This window comes from Sphingobacterium sp. GW821-FHT03E03 (genome assembly GCF_059420745.1).
Map to the genome: position 1 here is coordinate 17,917 of NZ_JBWKUH010000031.1, position 21,399 is coordinate 39,315.

18 protein-coding genes and 1 tRNA gene are annotated in these 21,399 nt (G+C 39.6%); 15 read left to right on the forward strand and 4 right to left on the reverse strand.

Going from position 1 to position 21,399, the window contains the following annotated elements:
* Positions 1 to 543 carry a hypothetical protein gene (locus tag AC07UV_RS22620; RefSeq protein ID WP_282252464.1) on the forward strand — a complete coding sequence of 181 codons (543 nt, stop codon included), beginning with the start codon at positions 1 to 3 and terminating at the stop codon, positions 541 to 543.
* 187 nt (positions 544 to 730) lie between these two features.
* On the opposite strand, the gene AC07UV_RS22625 is transcribed toward AC07UV_RS22620, so the two are convergent.
* Both AC07UV_RS22625 and AC07UV_RS22630 read right to left on the reverse strand, forming a co-directional pair.
* A complete protein-coding gene (locus AC07UV_RS22625) occupies positions 731 to 3,508 on the reverse strand; it encodes a tetratricopeptide repeat protein (RefSeq protein ID WP_495185395.1) in 2,778 nt (925 codons plus the stop codon).
* 47 nt (positions 3,509 to 3,555) lie between these two features.
* Positions 3,556 to 3,629: transfer RNA gene (locus AC07UV_RS22630), tRNA-Pro, on the reverse strand.
* A gap of 342 nt (positions 3,630 to 3,971) precedes the next feature.
* Here AC07UV_RS22630 and rplS point away from each other — a divergent pair.
* The 5 genes from rplS to AC07UV_RS22655 all read left to right on the forward strand — a co-directional run bounded on the left by rplS (position 3,972) and on the right by AC07UV_RS22655 (position 10,241).
* Positions 3,972 to 4,319 carry a 50S ribosomal protein L19 gene (gene rplS / locus AC07UV_RS22635; RefSeq protein WP_077437627.1) on the forward strand — a complete coding sequence of 116 codons (348 nt, stop codon included), beginning with the start codon at positions 3,972 to 3,974 and terminating at the stop codon, positions 4,317 to 4,319.
* Between the two features lie 334 nt (positions 4,320 to 4,653).
* Positions 4,654 to 5,739 (forward strand): carbohydrate-binding family 9-like protein, encoded by a 1,086-nt coding sequence (locus tag AC07UV_RS22640; protein WP_495185396.1) that lies wholly within the window; start codon positions 4,654 to 4,656, stop codon positions 5,737 to 5,739.
* A gap of 124 nt (positions 5,740 to 5,863) precedes the next feature.
* Positions 5,864 to 7,474: a CTP synthase gene (gene pyrG, locus AC07UV_RS22645; protein WP_282252459.1), complete on the forward strand. Its 1,611-nt coding sequence runs from the start codon at positions 5,864 to 5,866 to the stop codon at positions 7,472 to 7,474.
* Between the two features lie 39 nt (positions 7,475 to 7,513).
* Complete coding sequence (gene yidC, locus AC07UV_RS22650) at positions 7,514 to 9,337, forward strand: membrane protein insertase YidC (RefSeq protein ID WP_495185397.1); 1,824 nt, start codon at positions 7,514 to 7,516, stop codon at positions 9,335 to 9,337.
* A 121-nt stretch (positions 9,338 to 9,458) separates the two neighbouring features.
* Positions 9,459 to 10,241: an META domain-containing protein gene (locus AC07UV_RS22655; RefSeq protein ID WP_495185398.1), complete on the forward strand. Its 783-nt coding sequence runs from the start codon at positions 9,459 to 9,461 to the stop codon at positions 10,239 to 10,241.
* An 86-nt stretch (positions 10,242 to 10,327) separates the two neighbouring features.
* Here the strand turns inward: AC07UV_RS22655 and AC07UV_RS22660 are convergent, their stop codons facing one another.
* Positions 10,328 to 11,677: an acyl-CoA dehydrogenase family protein gene (locus AC07UV_RS22660; protein WP_495185399.1), complete on the reverse strand. Its 1,350-nt coding sequence runs from the start codon at positions 11,675 to 11,677 to the stop codon at positions 10,328 to 10,330.
* Between the two features lie 343 nt (positions 11,678 to 12,020).
* Here AC07UV_RS22660 and AC07UV_RS22665 point away from each other — a divergent pair, with 343 nt between their 5' ends.
* The 4 genes from AC07UV_RS22665 (at position 12,021) to AC07UV_RS22680 (ending at position 14,702) form a co-directional block, all read left to right on the forward strand.
* A complete protein-coding gene (locus AC07UV_RS22665) occupies positions 12,021 to 12,245 on the forward strand; it encodes a PG1828 family lipoprotein (RefSeq protein WP_282252454.1) in 225 nt (74 codons plus the stop codon).
* A 151-nt stretch (positions 12,246 to 12,396) separates the two neighbouring features.
* The gene (locus tag AC07UV_RS22670; protein ID WP_495185400.1) at positions 12,397 to 12,597 is read left to right on the forward strand and encodes a PG1828 family lipoprotein; all 201 of its coding nucleotides are present in this window, start codon (positions 12,397 to 12,399) and stop codon (positions 12,595 to 12,597) included.
* A gap of 128 nt (positions 12,598 to 12,725) precedes the next feature.
* Positions 12,726 to 14,075: an adenylosuccinate lyase gene (gene purB, locus AC07UV_RS22675; protein WP_495185401.1), complete on the forward strand. Its 1,350-nt coding sequence runs from the start codon at positions 12,726 to 12,728 to the stop codon at positions 14,073 to 14,075.
* A gap of 72 nt (positions 14,076 to 14,147) precedes the next feature.
* On the forward strand, positions 14,148 to 14,702 hold the full coding sequence (locus tag AC07UV_RS22680; protein ID WP_120262262.1) for a NifU family protein: 555 nt from the start codon (positions 14,148 to 14,150) through the stop codon (positions 14,700 to 14,702).
* A 137-nt stretch (positions 14,703 to 14,839) separates the two neighbouring features.
* On the opposite strand, the gene AC07UV_RS22685 is transcribed toward AC07UV_RS22680, so the two are convergent.
* Positions 14,840 to 17,260, reverse strand: a complete 2,421-nt coding sequence (locus AC07UV_RS22685) for a glycoside hydrolase family 3 N-terminal domain-containing protein (protein ID WP_495185402.1) — start codon at positions 17,258 to 17,260, stop codon at positions 14,840 to 14,842.
* Positions 17,261 to 17,485: 225 nt separating this feature from the next.
* Between AC07UV_RS22685 and AC07UV_RS22690 the strand changes: the two genes are divergently transcribed.
* The 5 genes from AC07UV_RS22690 to AC07UV_RS22710 are packed head-to-tail and all read left to right on the forward strand — an operon-like array spanning position 17,486 to position 21,368.
* A complete protein-coding gene (locus AC07UV_RS22690) occupies positions 17,486 to 18,334 on the forward strand; it encodes a transketolase (RefSeq protein ID WP_104385684.1) in 849 nt (282 codons plus the stop codon).
* Between the two features lie 2 nt (positions 18,335 to 18,336).
* The gene (locus AC07UV_RS22695) at positions 18,337 to 19,290 is read left to right on the forward strand and encodes a transketolase family protein (protein WP_495185403.1); all 954 of its coding nucleotides are present in this window, start codon (positions 18,337 to 18,339) and stop codon (positions 19,288 to 19,290) included.
* 21 nt (positions 19,291 to 19,311) lie between these two features.
* Positions 19,312 to 19,857: an RNA polymerase sigma factor gene (locus AC07UV_RS22700; RefSeq protein ID WP_495185404.1), complete on the forward strand. Its 546-nt coding sequence runs from the start codon at positions 19,312 to 19,314 to the stop codon at positions 19,855 to 19,857.
* A 33-nt stretch (positions 19,858 to 19,890) separates the two neighbouring features.
* Positions 19,891 to 20,949 carry a hypothetical protein gene (locus AC07UV_RS22705; protein WP_495185405.1) on the forward strand — a complete coding sequence of 353 codons (1,059 nt, stop codon included), beginning with the start codon at positions 19,891 to 19,893 and terminating at the stop codon, positions 20,947 to 20,949.
* Positions 20,949 to 21,368, forward strand: a complete 420-nt coding sequence (locus tag AC07UV_RS22710; protein WP_259184299.1) for a hypothetical protein — start codon at positions 20,949 to 20,951, stop codon at positions 21,366 to 21,368. Before AC07UV_RS22705 ends, AC07UV_RS22710 begins: the two co-directional genes overlap by 1 nt.
* Positions 21,369 to 21,399: the final 31 nt, after the last annotated feature.

The window sequence follows — 21,399 nt, forward strand, 5'->3', positions numbered from 1 at the left end:
ATGACGAAGTTTACGGAATCAAAGAAAATAAAAAAAACAACGCTCAAGCGCTTTTTAAGGAAGCGCGCAATTTATTATATCCTGCCAAATGTATTCTTCAATTTCCTGGTTGCCTACGCCAGCTTTCAGGAGCTGGGATATACGCACTTTTTTGCTGGCCCACAAAGTTTGGCTCGACTGACACTACCGATGGCGATATTTTTGCCTGTTGTTCTTACAATGGATATTATCAAGCGGGTGATCGCAGCCATAGAACAGGAGTCGATCGCATTAACAGTAGACAGTGAACTGAACAGGAATAAATTTATTACGAAGCTGTGTATTATCCATGGCTTCGTAACGGGTATATTGGTATTCCTATGTCTCCTACTGGCACAACATAATCTATCTACACATTACAAGTTAAATGCGACTGCAATGGCTATTTTAGATGCGCTGCTCGCAGGTGTATTATCGATTTTGTTCACCTACTTACCGATCAGGAAATTAAGAAAATATTTATCTGAACCGTCGTTAGTCATGCAGGAAATAGAACGAAATTAGCTTCCCCTAATGGGAAGCTCGTCCTTCTGGCATTTGCTACCTAAAGTCAGTATATGCTTTTTTCTCGAAATAAAACTGCTATAATGTCTTGATCTTCAATTTTATTGACTGTTAGGATTAAACAAAAAGGGCCGTATCAAAATAGCTATTTTGATACGGCCCTTTTTCAATCGTCAAAAAATTGCTATTACTTATTGTTCAATTTCTGTAAACGCTCTTTTGCTGATGGGACGATATCATCGTCTTTTTCATAATTTTCAATCACACTTTTCAACGTACTCTTCGCCTGGAAAGCATTGCCTTTACGCGCATAGGTATCTGCAAGCAATACGAAGCTCTTGGCCACCCAATATTCCTGGGTCTCCCTGTTGTTGATCACATCAAAAGCTGTTTCTTGGGCTTTATCGTATTCCTTGTTATCATACTGCAGTTGTCCCACACGGTATCGTGCCTCTGCACCTACCGCCGTTTGGCTCTTCAGAGCAGCCAGATTGAGTTCTTTCATGGCCGACGCTATATTCTTTTCTTTCAGAAAGGCCCTGCCACTATATAAGTGTGCCTTAGCAATTTCCTCCTCTGTTGCACCATCGTAATCCTTTATAAACTGTACATATTTGGCCATCTGCTCCATATCGCCGAGTTCGAAATAACAGATCATCAGGTTGGTTACTGCGTAGCCATAGTTTTTCTTGTATTCGGAATTTAGCTCCAATTTTTTGAGGTGCACAATAGCCTCGTTGTATTCCTTTAGTTCCAGATACAGTGCAGCCACCGTCAGCAAGGTATTCTCCGTATACTTACTCGTCCAGTCGTTCAGGATGATATTCAGATCGTGCAGCGCTTCCTGCGGATGCCCGGTCTTGTACGAACTCACCCCACGGATGTAACGTGCATATTTTTCTTGTTTGGGTTTCGGAAATTTATCAAAATAGGCGTTGATCGCTTCCACAGCTGCTCCGTATTCTCCTCTAGCAAAGAGGGATTGTGCTGCTTGGAAAGCCTGGTCATCCTGCTCTGCAGGGCTCAAATTACCGACATTGGAACCGATCGCATAGCGGATATAGCTTGTGGCATCGCCCTGGTCGAGGTAGATGTTTTCAATGAAACGCATTGCCTGTTCGGCCTCCGCAGTTCGAGCATATTTCTCCACCACCTGTTGGAAGGTGGCTTTGGCCGGCTCGGGTTCGTCATTATTGTACTGCACGAGTCCAATAGTCATCAGCGCACGCGGGACATAGCTGCTCCGCGGATACTTCTCAATCATCCCTTGCAGTCCTTTGAGCGCGTTCTCATAATCGCCCATCGTGAAATAGGTGTAAGGGATCTCAAAGGCCGCGTCATCGGCATAGTTGGAAGATGGAAATTGTTTCAGAACGGACCGCAAGGTGCTAAGCTTGGTTTCATTGTCGCCCTGTAGGCCAAAGATCACACCGCGCTGGAAGTAGGCATAGTCCTGATTAGGCGCTTTGCCGTTGATCAGTTTGTCATAGTAGCTATTGGCCCGGCCGTAATCGCGCAGGCACAGATACGAATCGCCCAGACGTGCGATCACGTCATACCGTATATTTTCATCCACCGTACTTCCTCCAGCCTTCAGAAAGCGCTCAAAATAATCGGCCGCCAGCGCGAAACGGTTATTTCGGTAAGCAGCATAAGCCAGCCCATAATTAGCATAATTATAGACCTCGTTGTCTCTTGCAGCGGATAAGCTCAGAAAATGGGAGAAATTTTCCACGGCCTCCCCGAATTTGCGCACTTCATACATCGCCTCCGCTTTCCAATAGGTAGCCAGGGCTGCCATTTCTGCATTGATCGGGAATTTTTCCGAACGCATAAACATGGAAATGCTATTTTCGAAAGCACGCTCGTTATAAAATTCCAGTCCGCGGTAATAGGTTACCTTTTGATAGATCGCATCGACCTCCCGACCTCGCTTCTTCAGCGACTCCAGTAGGCTGACCCCAGCATGAAAGTTGGTCGTCCCACGCAAGATTTCAGCTGATAGTGATTCCGGACTTTCCTGTTTTTTTGCCCCCGGATCAGCAGGTTTATCTTCCTGGGCGATATATTTCTCGAGGACTTTTTGTGCGGCTTGGGTGGAGTCCATGGCAAGAAGGACTTTGGCGTAGTTAAATAGCGCATCGGCTTTCACTTGTCGATCGAGATCCAGTTTCGTCGCTTTGACAAAGGCATTTCGTGCCGCCTGCTTGTCGCCCGTTTCCAGGGCTATATGGCCCAAGGTCATGATCGCTCCTTGATAAAAGGCATCCGAAGGTTTCATTGATTCCATCATACCGCTCGCTCTTTTGTATTCGCCGGCCCCATAGGCCAGATAGCTAATGCGGTAATTGTCGATATTGCTTTGCGAAGCGTCCGGATGACGTTTCATCAACTCATGGTAATATGCCTGTTTGTATTTTTGTTGTGCCAAATAGGTGCTGGTGGCGATCTGGCGCAGCTCCGTCTCGATCGCGTCGCGGTCGATAAGCTTCATATTCGGGCTCCGGCGCACCTTGACGGCATCGGCCAGCATCGGTCGGTAGTCGCGTACAACATCGATGGAATCCATTGTTTGAACTTGCCCTTCAATACCTTTTTGATTCTGTTGTCCCTTTTCTTTCTGCTGTTTTTCCACTTCCTGCGTATACCCCGTAACCAGCAAAGCTGAAAGTACCCCGGTAAACAGGTATTTCAGGTAATTGTCGCCGATTCTTTCTTTCAATATCATTGTTTGTTCGTATTTCTGAGTTTTTCCAACCTTTCCTTTGCCGAGGAGACAATAGTTTAATCTTTCACTAATTAGATAGCCAAAACTAAAAAATTCCGGCCACATTAGGTAAATTACCGGGAAAAAATCCGTCTCGTTTCCACGATACCCCACTCCTTTGCTCGCTATCGGCAAAAGAATTGATACAATAATGGAGCCAAGAAGAGAAATAGGGAGAAGGAGGTCACAGGCTCTCATCCTGCCTGGAAACAAAAAAAGCCCTAACTTTCGTTAGAGCTTTTTAGTCGGGGTGGCAGGATTCGAACCTACGACCTCCACATCCCAAATGTGGCGCGATACCGGGCTACGCTACACCCCGAAAAGGTATCACCTTTGTTTTGTGTGGCACAAATATCGAATCAATTTTTCAATTTGTCAAGACCTAAATTCATTTTTCACACTAAATCACTGATTAATTGCACAATATTTTTATCAATTACATTTTAAATCCCCATTATCGAGGTCAAAAACGCGGCCAATTGGTATTAAATAGGAATATTTAAAATAACTTTAGATTATCCATTTCATTTTCATATCTTTGCATCCGATTTGACTGTCGGTCGATAGTTTTTTCAAAAAGTATTTTCATATTCAAAAAATAAGTCGTAATATTGCATTCCGATTTTTACAGGATATAAATCGTTAATAATTACTCGAAATCATGGATTTAGTAAAATTTGTAGAAGAACAAGCGGTAGTAAGAAATGAAATTCCCGCTTTCAAAGCCGGAGATACCATCAGCGTTCATTATAAAATTCGCGAAGGAAATAAAGAGCGTGTGCAGGTGTACCAAGGTGTAGTAATCCAATTAAACAGCGAAGGTGCTAACGCTACTTTTACCGTTCGTAAAATCTCTAACGGTGTAGGTGTTGAACGTATTTTCCCTGTAAACTCACCAAACATTGAAAAAATTGTAGTAAACAGCTACGGTAAAGTTCGTCGCGCTAAATTATTCTATTTACGTGGCCTTACTGGTAAAGCTGCTCGTATTAAATCGAAAAGAATCTAATTACGACTACCTCGGCATAAAAAAAGGCTTTGATGAATTTCAAAGCCTTTTTTTATTTCCTATCCCCTCAAACACTGCTTTTCCTGAAACAAATATGCTCCCTCCCCGATCACTTGAATAGGAATATCAGAACCCGTGTAATAAAATTAAGACAATTGAACCTCACTTCTCAAAAAGAATCACACCTCTTTGTCTAGCTAAAACATTTTACTTACTTTTAGCGCTGCCAATCTCCCCTGTGTAAAAATCAGCGGGAGGCTAAAACTTTAGATAAACAGTGTAAGGATTGCACTCATAGAAATTTCTTGGCGGCTAATAGACATACAATATTTTGATGAAAACTGTTTTTTTTATACTTGCTCTTACTTTACAGACGATGACCACTTTTGCACAGCGAAATGTAAGTGATTTTCTCCAATTACAGTCTAAGCCCGAGACTTACTATGTCCAAAAAGCTCAAACTCCTATTAAAATTGACGGTAAAGATGACGAAATATCCTGGGAAAAAGCACCATGGACAAACGCATTCAAAGATATCGAAGGCACGAGTAAACCTACCCCACCATTTGACACGCGTATTAAAATGCTTTGGGACAATGAAAACCTCTACCTCTTTGCTAAACTGGAAGAACCTCATATCAATGGCTATCTCAGACAGAAAGACACCATTATTTATCATGACAATGATTTTGAGGTATTTTTAAAACCCAATCTCCAATCTCCGGAATATATTGAAATCGAAGTCAATGCACTGAACACCATCATGGACCTTCTGATGACCAAACCTTATCGTTTCGGTGGAAAAGCTAATTTAAACTGGGACACCAAAGATATCCAGAGTGCTGTCTACCATGCTGGAACAATAAATAACCCAACCGATAAAGATAATTTTTGGACCGTCGAAATGAAGATTCCGGTCAAAAGTCTAAAATACTTTGGTGAAGGAAATCAAATCAAGGCAAATGAAGTGTGGAAGATAAATTTCTCCCGCGTACAATGGCACTATGATGTCAATGGAAAAGGTTATATCAAAAGAAAGGATAATACTGGCAAGACACTCGCGGAAGAAAACTGGGTATGGTCGCCCATCGGTCTTATCAATATGCATTATCCCGAACGATGGGGACATATCAAATTTGTAGATCAGGATAGTAAACATTCCATAGATGACCAATTTTTAGACTTAGAAAAAACAGCTTGGAATATTTTTTACCTGCAACAGATTTACGGGAATGCGAATAAGCGCTATGCAATATCTCTTGATGAGTTGAGCAAATTATATCCTGAAATCATTCATATCAGCAAGCATTATCACCTTGTCTTTTCCAATGCCAATAAGTTCTATCGCATTGAGATTAAGTCAAAATCGCAGTCCAATTTAAAGGTTACAATCGATAATCAGGGCAACATCTATTTTTAATTTATTTATTCAGTCGATCTTCAATTATAATATTGAATAAAAATTTGCTATCTTTGTATCCCGTACATAGAGCAACTATTATTGGTCGTTTTGACCACATAAAATTGAAAATCCTTTAATTGTTATGACTAAATATATTTTTGTTACGGGCGGCGTTACTTCGTCGTTAGGGAAAGGTATTATTGCAGCCTCCCTTGCTAAACTTCTCCAGGCACGTGGCTACAAAGTGACCATTCAAAAATTCGATCCTTACATTAACATTGACCCAGGAACATTGAATCCGTATGAGCATGGCGAATGTTATGTTACTGAAGATGGAGCGGAAACTGACCTTGATCTTGGCCACTACGAGCGTTTCTTGAACGTCCCTACCTCACAAGCGAATAATGTAACAACCGGTCGTATCTACCAACACGTTATTCAACAAGAGCGTGAAGGTGCATATTTAGGAAAAACAGTTCAGGTAATTCCACATATCACCGATGAGATCAAACGCCGTATGCAGCTTCTAGGTGAATCGAATGAATATGATATTATTATCACCGAACTTGGCGGAACTGTAGGCGATATCGAATCTCTTCCATTCGTTGAGGCTGTAAGGCAGTTGCGTTGGGAACTGGGGGCAAATAACTCATTGGTTATCCACTTAACTTTGGTTCCTTATTTGGCCGCAGCTGGTGAACTTAAAACTAAACCTACACAGCACTCTGTCAAAACATTGCTGGAATATGGTGTACAGCCTGATATCCTTGTATGCCGTACAGAACACAAATTATCACAGGAAATCCGTAAAAAATTAGCACAGTTCTGTAACGTTAACATCAATGCTGTTGTTGAATCTATCGATGCCTCGACAATCTATGATGTTCCTTTACTTATGTTGAAAGAGAACCTGGATAAAACGGCGTTAACGAAACTAAAACTTTCCAACAAAAACGAACCGGATCTAGAAAACTGGAAAAACTTCCTCGGCAAGCTCAAAAACCCAACAAATGAGGTTTGCATCGCTTTGGTTGGAAAATATGTTGAACTTCCAGATGCATATAAATCCATTACTGAAGGCTTTATACATGCTGGTGCAACAAACGAATGCAAAGTAAAGGTAAGCTATATTGCTGCTGAAAGTGTTACAAAAGAAAATGTTGCTGAAAAGCTAAAAGGCATGGATGGCGTGTTGGTTGCCCCTGGATTCGGCGAACGTGGTCTGGAGGGAAAATTAAATGCAATCAAATATGTGCGCGAAAACAATATTCCTTTCTTTGGTATCTGTTTGGGTATGCAGTGCTCCGTCATTGAATTCGGAAGAAATGTATTGGGATTGAAAGATGCCAATAGTTTCGAAATGGATGCGAATACCAGCAACCCGGTCATCAATCTGATGGAGGAGCAAAAAAATATCACTAATATGGGTGGTACCATGCGTTTAGGTGCTTACGATTGCGAAATTAAAAAAGGAACAAAAGCTTTTGCGATTTATGGAAAAACAAAAATTTCCGAAAGACACCGTCACCGTTATGAATTTAACAATGACTATTTAAAACAATATGAAGCAGCAGGAATGATCGCTTCGGGATTCAACCCGGAGACGGGATTAGTTGAAATTGTCGAATTGAAAAACCATCCTTTTTTCGTTGCGGGACAATTTCATCCAGAATTAAAGTCAACTGTTGCAAATCCTCACCCACTTTTTGTTAGCTTTGTAGCCGCTGCTTTGGCCAACAAGAAATCAAAGTAGTATTAGAAGGATAAAATTAATTAAGTTTAGTTATTAAAGATGGATAGAAATACCCTAATTGGTTTGGTCCTGATGTTTGCCATCATCACTGGTTCATTTTACCTGATGAAGCCTTCAGAATCAGAAATCAAACAAGAACAAGCGCGACAAGAGGCAAAAGCCCAGACAGCAAAAGGACTGCCTGTAACAAGTGACTCTATCGCGAAAGCTAAAACAGCGCAAACAGCAGTGATTGCAGATTCAGCTGAACTGAAAAAACCCTTTGGTGCGTCAAAATTTGGAACTGAAAAAATCATTACCCTTGAAAATGATGCTATCATTGCCAAAATCAGCACAAAAGGTGGTAAAGTGAAATCGGTCGAATTAAAAGGTGAAAAGAATTTCAATGGAAAACCTTTGATGCTTTTCGAAGGTGAGGATAATAAGTTTGGTTTCCAATTCAATGCTGCGGGACAAAACATCTCCACCAACGATTTATTCTTTAACACAGAATCTTCTGATATCCAAGTTTCGGGTGAAGGTAAACAATCGGTAAAATTCAAATTGAATTACAGTGCCGATCAATATATTGAATATGTATATTCTATCGCTGGAAAAGGTTACAACGTAGCTCTAGATGTTAATACAAAAGGTATTCAAAACCTGATCCCACAGAGTCAAAAAACATTGACATTGAACTGGAATACTGTTCTAAGACAAAAAGAGCAGAATATTGAATCTGAAAGACAAAAATCTACCCTTTATTACCAAGAAGATAATAAAGTAGACCATTTATCTGAATCGAAGGACGATGACGAAGCACTGGAAAAGAAAGTGCAATGGATTGCTTTCAAACAACATTATTTTTCAAATATCCTAAATGCTAAAAATGGATTCGTTAATGCGAAAATCGATGTAAAGCATGCAACGGAAGGTGATGTGGTGAAATTTTACAACACCAATGCTGAATTGGCTTTTGACAACCATAAAGACAACAATTATTCGTTGAATTTCTTTTTCGGGCCAAACCAATACAATGTACTGAAAGCAGAAGGCAATGATTACCAATCCATCATCAATATGGGCTGGGGGCCTATGCGCTGGATCAATCAATGGATCACCGTGCCTGCATTTAACTTCTTGGATGGTTTCCATATGAGCTATGGTATTGTCATCTTGTTACTTACATTATTGTTAAAACTGGTTCTTTCGCCAATGACTTACAAGTCATACGTATCTATGGCTAAAATGCGGGTATTGAAACCGCAGTTGGATGAGATCAAAGCGAAAGTCGGTGAAGACAATCAGATGTTGATGCAACAGGAGCAGATGAAGTTGTATAAACAGGTCGGAGTGAATCCACTTGGAGGCTGTCTACCTCTTGTGCTGCAAATGCCATTTACAATTGCTTTCTTCTATTTCTTTCCAAATTTATTTGAATTGAGAGGACAGAGCTTCTTGTTTATGAAGGATATGTCTACCTATGACACCTTGTTTACATTTGCACCTATTTTTGGATCATTCAACCACATCTCTTTGATGTGTATTTTGATGACGCTAACAACGTTGTTGACCACTTGGTATAACAATGCGACTTCGGGCGCAACGGGTCAAATGAAATACATGGGTTATATTATGCCTTTGATTTTCTTCTTTGTCCTAAACAGTTTCCCTGCTGGTCTGAACTATTACTACTTCCTAAGTGCGTTGTTTACATTTTTGACGCAATTAGTTATTCGTACGATGGTAAATGATGATAAAATCTTAGCTAAACTGGAAGAAAATAAAAAGAATCCAAAAGTTGAGAAAAAATCAAGCTTCCAGTCTAAAATGGAAGAAATGATGCGTGCTCAACAACAAGCTCAACAAAACAAAAATAAATAGTATTATTTATATAACTGATAAAGAAGGCTTCCCAATGGGAAGCCTTCTTTTGTTAATAGCCTTTTGTAGCACTTTGTAAAACCAAACGTTAGAAATGATGTTTTATATAAAAATTTAAAAGATGAGATTTAGAAACATTGTGGTATTGATGATGGCCGCCCTTGCTTTGGCGAGCTGTTCAGCACTAAAAAATAATTCAGGCAAACGGGATTCGGATAATGCATCCGCTACCATTGTTGGAAAAAAATGGCAATTAATTGAAATCGGTGGAAAGGCTGTCTCCGGACAGGTCAACGGTCGGGTTCCTTTTCTCAAACTGGAAGAAAAAAGTTATAGCGCCAATGGGGGTTGCAACGGAATAGGTGGCGAACTTATTTTTTCAACCAATGGAAAAATTAAGTTTGCACAAGGGATGTCAACGATGATGGCTTGCCCTGACATGTCGATTGAGCAAGCATTATCTAAGGCATTAATCACAGCAGACAACTACAGCCTAAATAATGGTATTCTAAGTTTAAATAAAGCAAAGATGGCTCCTTTGGCAAAATTTAAGTTAATGGAGGAAAAGCAAAATTTAAGCGGAACTTGGGAACTCGATTACATCTCTGGACCACGTATTGCTTTTGATGGTCTGTATCCCAACCGCAAACCAACGATAACATTCAACATACAGGATGGAAAAGTGAATGGTAATAGCAGTTGCAACAATTACAATGCTACATTTAAGACAAACGATCAACAAATTAGCTTCGGCCCTATCATGTCTACGAAAATGGCTTGTGAAGGCAATGGTGAAGCAACGTTCTTTTCCACATTAGAAAAAGTGAACAGCTATGATGTCAATGGGAATACACTCACTTTTATCATGGGCGATATTGCCATGATGAGATTTCAGCGCAAGTAAAACAAAAAAGGATAGGATTTTAGTGATACCAAAATCCTATCCTTTTTTATCAATAGTCCGTACTAAATGAATTTCGGAAAAAAGCTTTAGACAAAGGCACTAAATCCTGTAATACTTCTTCCAACGATCAACGAATTGATTTCCTTGGTGCCTTCATAAGAATAAATCGCCTCAGCATCTGCAAGGAATCTGGCGACATTATACTCCAGCAAGATACCATTTCCCCCCATGACTTCCCTCGCCTTGGACACAATATCTCTTGTCCGTAAAGAACAAAACACTTTTGCCAGTGAAGCATGTTCATCCCGTAGTTGTCCAGCATCTTGCAGTTCAGATAATCGAAAAACTAGCGTTTGCATTGCTGTTAGATTCGAAAGCATTTCAACCAAATGGTTTTGAATCAACTGAAAAGATGCAATAGGCTTGCCGAACTGTTTTCTTTTGCGTGTATAATCCAAGGCATTTTCATAGGCTCCTCGTGCGCAGCCCACAGCCATCCATGCAACACCTGCGCGTGTCATTTGAAGGACTTTACCTGTATCTTTGAAAGAATTCGCGTTTTGCAAACGATCTGTTTCGGGAATGATACAGTTGTCTAATGTAATCAATCCATTTTGCACAATCCGTAAAGCCATTTTATCTTTGATCTTTTCGACCGAAAATCCAGGATTATCTTTACGCACAATAAAACCTTTTACTTCTCCATCATCAAGATCCCTGGCCCAGACAATTGTAATATCAGAAAAGGTGGAGTTTCCGATCCATTTCTTCTGACCATTTAAAATCCAGCCTTCATCAGCCTTCTTACAGGTGGTTGTCAATCCGCCTGCTGCTCCGGAACCAACTTCCGGTTCGGTTAGACCAAAAGCACCGATCACCTCCATCTGCTGCATCCTTGGCAACCATTCTTGTTTTTGTTCCTCCGATCCACAGATATAAATCGACCCCATGGCCAAACCACTCTGTACACCAAAAAAAGTAGCAACGGATGCATCTACCCGAGCAATCTCTGCAGCAATGATACCTTCCATCAGCGAACTTCCTCCCATACATCCGTAGCCCTCATAGGTATATCCGCATATATTCAAAGCAGCTAGCTTGGGTACTATTTCAAAAGGGAATTCATCTCTTAACCAATATTTATTGACGATAGGCTTCACTTCGACCTCCATAAACTCACGCACCTTCAACTGGAGTTCGCGATCTGATCCATTCAATTTGCTATCCATATCATAGAAATCCCCATTGATAGGCGGTAATTCCTTTTTTTCTTTCCCTGGGTTTAGCATTTTCATTAAACCATGAAGCTGTTTATCATCCATTTTTGAGACCGCGTCCATGACAGCACCTAGGTCCACTTTTTTGGAGATTTCCTCCAATTTGCCAAAGTCAATTGATTTTGCCAAATCCATTATATTCTTAACTTTATCAAACATAATCGCAATTTCTTTTTTACAGGGTTTCCTCTTAAAATAATAAAAATATTTGAAAATTGTTTGTGTACCCCCGATACGCCAATTTATTCAAGCCTGTTTCCCCCATACTATAGCTATCTAAACAGTTTTATCTATCAAATCGTTTGCACCTATTTTTTAATTTCTTCTATTAAATGAACTATCTCGCTCAATACAATGGCAGCAAGCAAACAAAATAAACAGCTGATTTAAAACATATTATACATAATTAAAAAAAATATATTTTTTTTGGGTTACCTTTTGGGGTTCCGTGTATTAAGAGATGAAAAAGAAAATATTTCAATTTAAATTAGAAAATTAGAAAATGAAAAACGCATTAAAATTCGGTTTCTTAGGTTTAGCTTTAACTGTAGCTTTCGCATCTTGTAACAACACAGAGAAAAAAGCTGAAGGTGCTACTGATTCAGCATCTGCTTTAGTTGATTCTGCTGCTAACACTTTGGATTCAGCTGCTAATAAAGTTGATTCTGCTGCTCAAAAAGTTGATTCTGCTGCTACTAAAGTTGATTCAGCTGCTACTAAAAAATAATTTTAGAAACTGAATAACGTATTTGGAGAGGCTTTTCGTAAGAGAAGCCTCTCTTTTTTTAAAAAAAATTGGGCAGCAGGGTTACCTTTTCAATTTCCCCGTATTAAGTCTTAAATAACAAGATTTAGAAATTACTTTTAATTTTAATAAAATGAAAAACGCATTCAAATTAGGTTTCTTAGGATTGGCTTTAACTGTAGCCTTCGCTTCATGTGGTGAAACTGGTAAAAAATCAACTGATGCAGTTGATTCTGCATCTGCTTTAGTTGATTCAGCTGCTAACACTTTGGATTCAGCTGCTAACAAAATTGATTCAGCTGCTCAAAAAGTTGATTCAGCTGCTCAAAAATAATTCTTCGAAACAGAATTTCAACCAGTATAGAAATGCCTCCTCAATAGGGAGGCATTTTTTTATATCTCACCCAATTAAATTGCTAAGCTCCAAGCATTTTTTTACCTTTGCCAAAAATCATTCAATCTATGGCTTTATCATCCTTAACAGCAGTCACGCCTATTGACGGACGCTATTACAATAACACCAATGAACTTTCGGCTTTTTTCTCCGAATTTGCTTTAATAAAATATCGAGTTCGTGTTGAAGTTGAATATTTTATTGCATTAAGTGAATCGGGTATAGCTCAATTGCAGCATTTTGACAATACATTGAACGAAAAATTGCGAGATATCTACCGTAACTTTTCCGAAGAAGATGCAATCTGGATCAAAAACACCGAAAAAGTTACCAATCATGATGTTAAAGCCGTTGAATATTTTTTAAAAGATCAATTTGAAAAACTAGGACTACAAGATCATCTTGAATTTATTCACTTTGGTCTGACTTCTCAGGACATCAACAACACCGCTATTCCTCTTTCATGGAAAGAGGCAATCAAAGAAAGCTATACACCGATCATTGAAGAATTGCTGCATGAGCTTAAGTCTTTGGCAACCTCTTGGTCGGACATTCCAATGCTTGCCCGTACACACGGACAACCAGCATCTCCGACTCGTCTAGGTAAAGAACTCTATGTCTTTATCGAGCGTATTGAACGTCAGTTACAACTTTTACATACCGTACCTTATTCAGCTAAGTTTGGTGGGGCAACAGGTAATTTCAATGCCCATCACGTGGCCTATCCAGAGACCAACTGGGTTGCCTTCGGTAATAACTTCGTTAATAATATTCTAGGATTGGATCGTTCCCAAACTACGACCCAAATTGAACATTATGACAACTTTGCTGCAAGCTGTGATGCATTAAAACGAATCAATAACATTATCATTGACCTATGCCGTGATGTATGGACTTATATCTCCATGGAATACTTTAAGCAGAAAATCACTGCTGGTCAGATCGGATCTTCTGCAATGCCACACAAAGTCAATCCTATTGATTTTGAAAATGCAGAAGGAAATTTAGGTATTGCCAATGCGATATTCGAACATTTAGCAGCTAAATTACCTATTTCACGTCTTCAGAGGGATCTTACAGATTCGACCGTATTACGTAATATTGGGGTTCCATTTGCACATACCCTAATTGCTTTCAAATCGACATTGCGAGGTTTACGTAAGTTGATCTTAAATGAACAGGCGCTTGCAAATGATCTTGAAAATAATTGGGCGGTTGTTGCCGAAGCGTTACAAACGATCTTACGCAGAGAAGGCTATCCAAAACCTTACGAAGCATTAAAAGATCTAACACGTACCAATACGCATGTGACCAAAGAGACCATTGCAACGTTTGTAGATAATCTCAACATATCTGAAGAGGTAAAAGCGGAATTGAAGGCAATCAGCCCTTCTAATTACACAGGTGTCACTTTATAAGCTTTGACTTATAGATGACCTTAACAACGCTTGTTTTGATCTATCTTTGTTTGGAATAAAAATAAAATTTAAATGGCTACTATCAACGTATATACAGAATCTACTCCCAATCCTTCAACTATGAAGTTTTTGGTCAATAAGTTATTGATCAATGGTAGTGTGGATTTCCCAAATAAAGAAGCTGCACAAGATTCACCTTTCGCGCTGGAATTGTTCAAATTCAATTTCGTAAACGGTGTATTTTTTGCAAGCAATTTTGTTACCATTACCAAAACAGAAGATGCGGAATGGGAAGATATCGAAGCTTTATTGAAAGACTTCGTAAAAGGTGCTGTAGAATCTGAGCTTGCGGTGAAAGCTGTACATCATGATACGGAAGTAAACTTCGAGGGAACAGAAACAGAAGTGAAAATACAACAAGTATTACATGATTATGTAAGACCTGCTGTTGAACAAGATGGTGGTGCTATTCATTACAAATCTTTCAACGAAGGTATTGTAACTGTTGAGCTAAAAGGCTCTTGTAGTGGCTGCCCTTCATCAACGATCACATTAAAAGCTGGTATCGAAGGTTTATTGAAACGCATGGTTCCAGGTGTGACAGAAGTTGTTGCCGAAGCAATGTAATCATAGAGATACGATAAGAATTTTTAAAAGGATTCAGCAATATGAAATTTTGCTGAATCCTTTTTCTTTTTATAGCTATTTGTATTTAGTATGCCCCATAAGGGATATATCTTTTGCACAAACAGACGCTATGAGCATTACTCTTTAGTCACATCAAATGAATCTTTCAATGGTAGGTTAGCGGATGAATTTCCAATAAAGATTTCAAATTCCCCAGGCTCTACAGTCCATCTATTGTATTGATCCAACAACTCAAGGTGAGCCGGTAAAATTGAAAACTGGACAGACTTTTTCTCACCGGGATTTAATTCGATTTTTTCGAAACCGCGCAGATCCATCTCGTAAGTTGTTACAGATGAAACAACATCCTTGACATAAAGTTGAACGACCTCTGCTCCTTTTCTTTTTCCGATATTCTGTACATCCACGGTAACTGTCAGCGAGTCTGTTGGTCGAATCTGCTTTTTATTCAGACGCAAATTTGAAAATTGAAAATCGGTATAACTTAAGCCATAACCAAAAGGGTAAAGAAATCCAACAACCCGACTATTTCCCCAGCCATTGGGACCAACACCGGGTTGCCCCGCTTGTGCCGCAGGCTTGGTCGGGAAATTCATTTCGATCTGTCCAACAGATTTAGGAAATGAAATCGAAAGCTTTCCGCTCGGATTATACTCACCAAATAACATATCTGCTACAACATGTCCAGATTGACCACTTAGAAACCAAGTTTCTACAATGGCAGGCAAGTGTTTATTTTCCCAATTGACAGACAATGGACGTCCATTAACGAGTACCAGAACGATAGGCTTTCCTGTTTCTTTTAACTTCATTAGGTAATCACGTTGTTTACCCGGTAGATTGAGATCTGAGCGAGACCGGCTTTCTCCAACTTCACGTTCCGACTCTCCCATGACAGCAATAATCAAATCAGACTCGTTCCCTAGGCGTACACCTGCAGTCATGTTTTCGATTTCCTCTTTAGAAAGGTCTGTTGGAATAATCTCACTTTCGGGCCAGTTCTTATCGACAACATCCACCCCTTTTGTGTAGTTTACTTGAACTGCTTTCCCTTTAGCATATTCGATAATACCATCCTTAATGGTTGTAATTGGGTTATTGGATGGACCATAGCGACTTGTTGTATAATTCGTTGCTTCGGCCATAGGGCCTGTCACCAAAATCCGCTTATACTTACTGACATCTATAGGTAATAACTGCTGCTCATTCTTAAGCAAAACAATGGATTCTCTATTCACTTGTAGGGAAATATCTTCATCTGCCTGTGTATGGATTTTCTTGTCAGCCAATGTTGTGTTATCGACAAGCGGATGATCAAATAATCCTAATTTAAACTTAACAGTCAATACCTCTCGAACACATTGATCCAATACGTTCATATCAAGCCCGCCTTGGTTGATAAGTTCCATCAATGGTGTCAGGTACGTACTCGGTGGATCGAAATTCGTCCGGACATTGAGTCCACCCTCTAAAGCTTGCCGTATTGCATCTTTATAGTCTGCAGCAACATGATGTTTACTGCTGATAAACTCCAACGCCTCACTATCCGAAACGATATATCCTTCAAACCCGTAATCCTTCCGTAGCAAATCTTGCAGAAAATATTTACTTGACGAGACTGGTACACCATCATAGTCATTGTAGCTACTCATGATACCCATTGGTTTGGCCTCTTTGACAACCCGTTTAAATGGGTATAAATGAAGTTCATGCATTTCACGAAAACCAACATGCGGATCTGTCCGCGCATTTCCATCTCGCCCTCCTTTAGGTACAGAATAGACGGCATAATGTTTCAACGTTGACGCAACACCATTTTGCTGAATACCCAATACAGCCTGTTTACCCATTTCTGCGATATGAAAGGGATTTTCACCATAAGTTTCCACAACACGTCCCCATCTTGGATCTCGGGAGACATCCAGAATCGGGGCATAGACATTGGTATATCCTAAATATTTCGCTTCTCTCCCCACTATTTCACCGGCATCTCTCACCAATCTAGTATTCCAGGTGCTTCCAATATTAATCGGAGCCGGTAATGGCGTCGCCCGATCATGGTTGAGACCGTGTATTCCCTCATTGGTAAAATCAACTGGAATGCCCAACCGGGTATGTTCGATAAACCACTTTTGTACATTATTCAATGCAACAGCATGGCGGCTGAATGGATAAGAAAAAGAACTTTTTGCGGACTTATTATAGGCAAGACTATTTAACATTTCGTCTATATTAGCCAATCCATGTTTCCAAATGTCGTTGTCCCAAGCTGCGGTAGGCTGTTCATCTTTCAATACTCTCCCATAACCATAGAGTGTAACGGTCTGATTGGCCTTTTCCTGCGTTGTCATCTGACTCAACAGATCTTCCACCCGACTTACTATGGATTGTTTGGGATCTTCATAAATATCCTTTTTACCATTTTTGTTGAAGTCAATCCAATCTTTATGGTAAACGGATTTATCCTGAGCAAAAGAATAGAAGTGTATTACGGAAAATGTCGCAACAAACAGAAAACGTTTAGATTGATTAGGCATCGTCTTGAAAATTGTGGGTTTTATAATTAAAAGCAAGGTACAAAAAAAGTCAACATTAAAAGGTCTAAAATTGCAATGGCGTCCATTCACAAACCAGGGACTTATTCGAAAAAATAGCGCTGAAATCGTCACATACGCCATACTAAATAAAGAAATTCACTTTTTAACAAGCATCTAGCTTAAAAATAGTTAACTTTACGACCAATTGTGAAACCAACAAAAAAAATGAGTGCAGATATTAACAAACTAGAACAAATTGCATCACAAGTAAGACGTGATATCGTACGTATGGTACACGCTTGTCAATCAGGACACCCAGGTGGTTCTTTAGGTTGTACAGATTACTTTGTGGCGCTTTATTTCAATGCAATGAAACGTAATCCTTCCTTTGATATGGATGGAAAAGGAGAGGATTTATTCTTCTTGTCAAACGGACACATTTCACCTGTATTTTACAGTACATTGGCACATGCGGGTTATTTTGAAGTAAGCGAATTGGCGACATTCAGAAAAATCAATTCCAGACTACAGGGTCACCCAACGACACACGAAGGTCTTCCAGGCATCCGTATTGCGTCAGGATCTTTGGGTCAGGGATTATCCGTTGCTATCGGTGCCGCACAGGCAAAAAGATTGAATAAAGACAATAATCTAGTTTATGTATTAATGGGTGATGGTGAATTGCAGGAAGGCCAGGTTTGGGAAGCTGCAATGTATGCGCCACACAACAAGATTGACAACTTGATTGCGACTGTTGATTATAATAATGCACAGATAGACGGATCGACAGATCAGGTGCTGTCATTAGGCGATCTTCGTGCAAAATGGGAAGCTTTTGGCTGGGATGTGATGGAAGTGACTAAAGGAAATGATATGGCTTCAGTAGTTGCGGGCTTAGAAGAAGCAAAATCACGTACCGGAAAAGGTAAACCAGTGGTTATCTTATTGCACACAGAGATGGGAAAAGGTGTTGATTTCATGATGGGTTCTCATAAATGGCACGGTGTTGCTCCAAATGACGAACAATTGGCGTCGGCATTGAATCAACTTACTGAAACTTTAGGAGATTACTAGAAATGAAAAAATATACTTACACAGAGTCAAAAGATACACGTTCAGGTTTCGGAGCTGGCTTATTGGAAGCTGGAAAACAAAATGAAAATGTAGTAGCATTATGTGCTGATTTAATCGGTTCATTGAAAATGAACGATTTTATCAAAGAATTCCCAGAACGCTTTTTCCAAATCGGTATTGCTGAAGCAAACATGATGGGCATCGCGGCAGGACTTACTATTGGTGGTAAAGTTCCTTTCACAGGTACATTTGCCAACTTCTCTACAGGTCGTGTTTATGACCAAATCCGTCAATCTGTCGCGTACTCGGGTAAAAATGTAAAAATTGCTGCTTCTCATGCAGGATTAACCTTGGGTGAAGATGGTGCTACACACCAAATTTTGGAAGATATCGGATTGATGAAAATGTTACCTGGAATGACTGTAATTAACCCTTGTGACTTCAACCAAACAAAAGCCGCAACTATTGCGGCAGCGAAATTTGAAGGTCCGGTTTATTTACGTTTTGGTCGTCCGGTAGTTCCTAACTTTACTCCAGCTGATCAAGAATTTGTCATCGGAAAGGCAATCTTATTGAATGAAGGTACAGATGTAACCATCATCGCTACGGGCCACTTGGTATGGGAAGCCATCCAAGCGGGTGAAAAATTAGCAGAATTGGGTATCAACGCCGAAATCATCAATATCCATACGATCAAACCGTTGGACGAAGAAGCGATCTTGAAATCAGTTGCTAAAACGAAATGTGTCGTGACTGCTGAGGAGCACAACCGTCTTGGAGGATTGGGCGACAGCGTTGCACAGGTATTAGCCAAAGAATTGCCTAGTCCGCAAGAATATGTAGCGGTAAACGATAGTTTTGGCGAATCAGGTACTCCAGCACAACTCATGGAAAAATACGGTTTGAACGCTGACGCTATCGTTGCTGCGGCTCAAAAAGTAATCAAAAGAAAATAACAAAACTACACAGGTCAATATATGGATGACGCTTTAATTATAGCAAAATTCGCCGAAGAAGGTACGCGAGAAGAAGCTTTCCGTTTATTGTTGAAAAAGTATCAACAAAAGATTTATTGGCATGTGCGAAGAATGGTAATCGATCATGATGATGCAGATGATGTCGTTCAGGATATTTTCGTCAAAGTATGGAAGAATCTCGGGAACTTCCGTGAAGACTCACAATTGTATACTTGGCTATATCGAATTGCAACAAACGAATGTATTACATTCTTAAATAAAAAAAAGCAAAAGCAGAACGTGTCGTTGGATGACGACACGACTGCTTACTTAGCAGAAACACTTGCGGATGGCAATTACTTTAATGGCGACAAAGCTCAAATGAAATTGCAACAGGCTTTATTAACATTGCCAGAGAAACAGAAATTAGTTTTCAATATGAAATATTTTGAAGATATGAAGTATGAAGAGATTTCTAATGTATTAGGCACAAGTGTTGGTGCATTAAAAGCATCTTATCATTTGGCAGTAAAAAAAATAGAGGCTTTTTTTAACAACCACGATTAAACCTTTTAGCGAAATTCGGTTCTAACAAATACTATGAAGGAAAATAGCACATATCATGATGGGCTGGAATCTAATCATCTTCCAGAATCATTGCGTGGAAATCCTTTTGGCGTGCCTGAAAATTATTTCAGTGATTTAGAATCTAAAATAATAGCGCAAGTCAAATGGATAGAATGCAAAGATGAATCTGTATTTGAGGTTCCTGAAGGATACTTTGATTCGCTCCCTGATGTTGTGTTGAGCAAAATAGCAGCAGACTCTCTCAAAGCTCAAGTCACTGTAGATGGCTTCGCTATTCCTGAACAGTATTCGGATAAATTGACAGGAGACATTTTTCATCGAATTTCGGAAGAAAACTTAAAAGAAAAAATCAAATCGGATGGCTTTGCTGTTCCTGTAGATTATCATGCGGATCTTGAAGATGCTATTTTCTCTCGTATTGCAGAAGCAGAATTGAAGGAAGTTATCTCAACGGATGGTTTCGCTCTTCCTGTAAATTATCATGCAGATCTTGAAGATGCTATTTTTTCTCGTATTGCAGAAGCAGAATTGAAGGAAGCTATCTCAACGGATGGTTTCGCTCTTCCTGTAAATTATCATGCAGATCTTGAAGATGCTATTTTCGCTCGTGTTGCAGAAGAAAAATTAAAAGATACGGTTCCTGTCACAGGTTTTGGCCTGCCACCACATTATTTTGATACGCTTTCGGACAAAATTATAGGGGCTATTCAGGACATAAAAGAAGAAAGAGATTCAACTCCGATCCGTCGCTTAGGAAAACCAAAAAAATGGTATACCCGATATGCAGTAGCAGCTTCGTTCACAGCCATGTTAGGTCTAGGTGGATATTGGGGCTATCAATTCCAGCAGCAAAATACGATTGTACAAGATAATGTAGCCGAAGAACAGCTCAGTCAACATTTATCTGAAATACCCAAGCAGGAAATTATTAATTACCTTTCGGCATCGGCTTCAGGTGATGACATAATATATATGTCCCAATATACGGATGAAACAAATCTTCCAACGAAAGGATTTGGTACTAACATATCTAAACAAGAGATAGAAGATTATCTAAACTATACCTTATAATGATGTTCAACAAAAAAAACATATGGATAACATTGTTCTTTAGTATATTTTCTATTGCCTTGGGCTTTGCGCAAGACAAAAATCGATTTCAAGCTATTGAAAATGAAAAGATAGCTTATATTACTAAGGAACTAGATTTAACACCCAAAGAAGCACAGCAATTCTTTCCACTCTATAATGAATATAGCCAAACATTATGGGATATCCGGAAAGAGAAACTGAATGGAGCCCCTAAAAACAGTTTTAGAGGTGGATCGAGGGATGTATTGCAATATGATGCCAAAGAAGTACAGATAAAAAAGGAGTACCGCGCAAAATTTGCCAAGGTGATAGGCAACGCCCGAGCTTCACAGTTTTTTGAAGTAGAACAGGAGTTCAGGGAGCATCTCTACAAATCTTTACAAAATAGGCGGAAATAATCTCAAAAATAAAAAAGAAGTCTTGAAGACT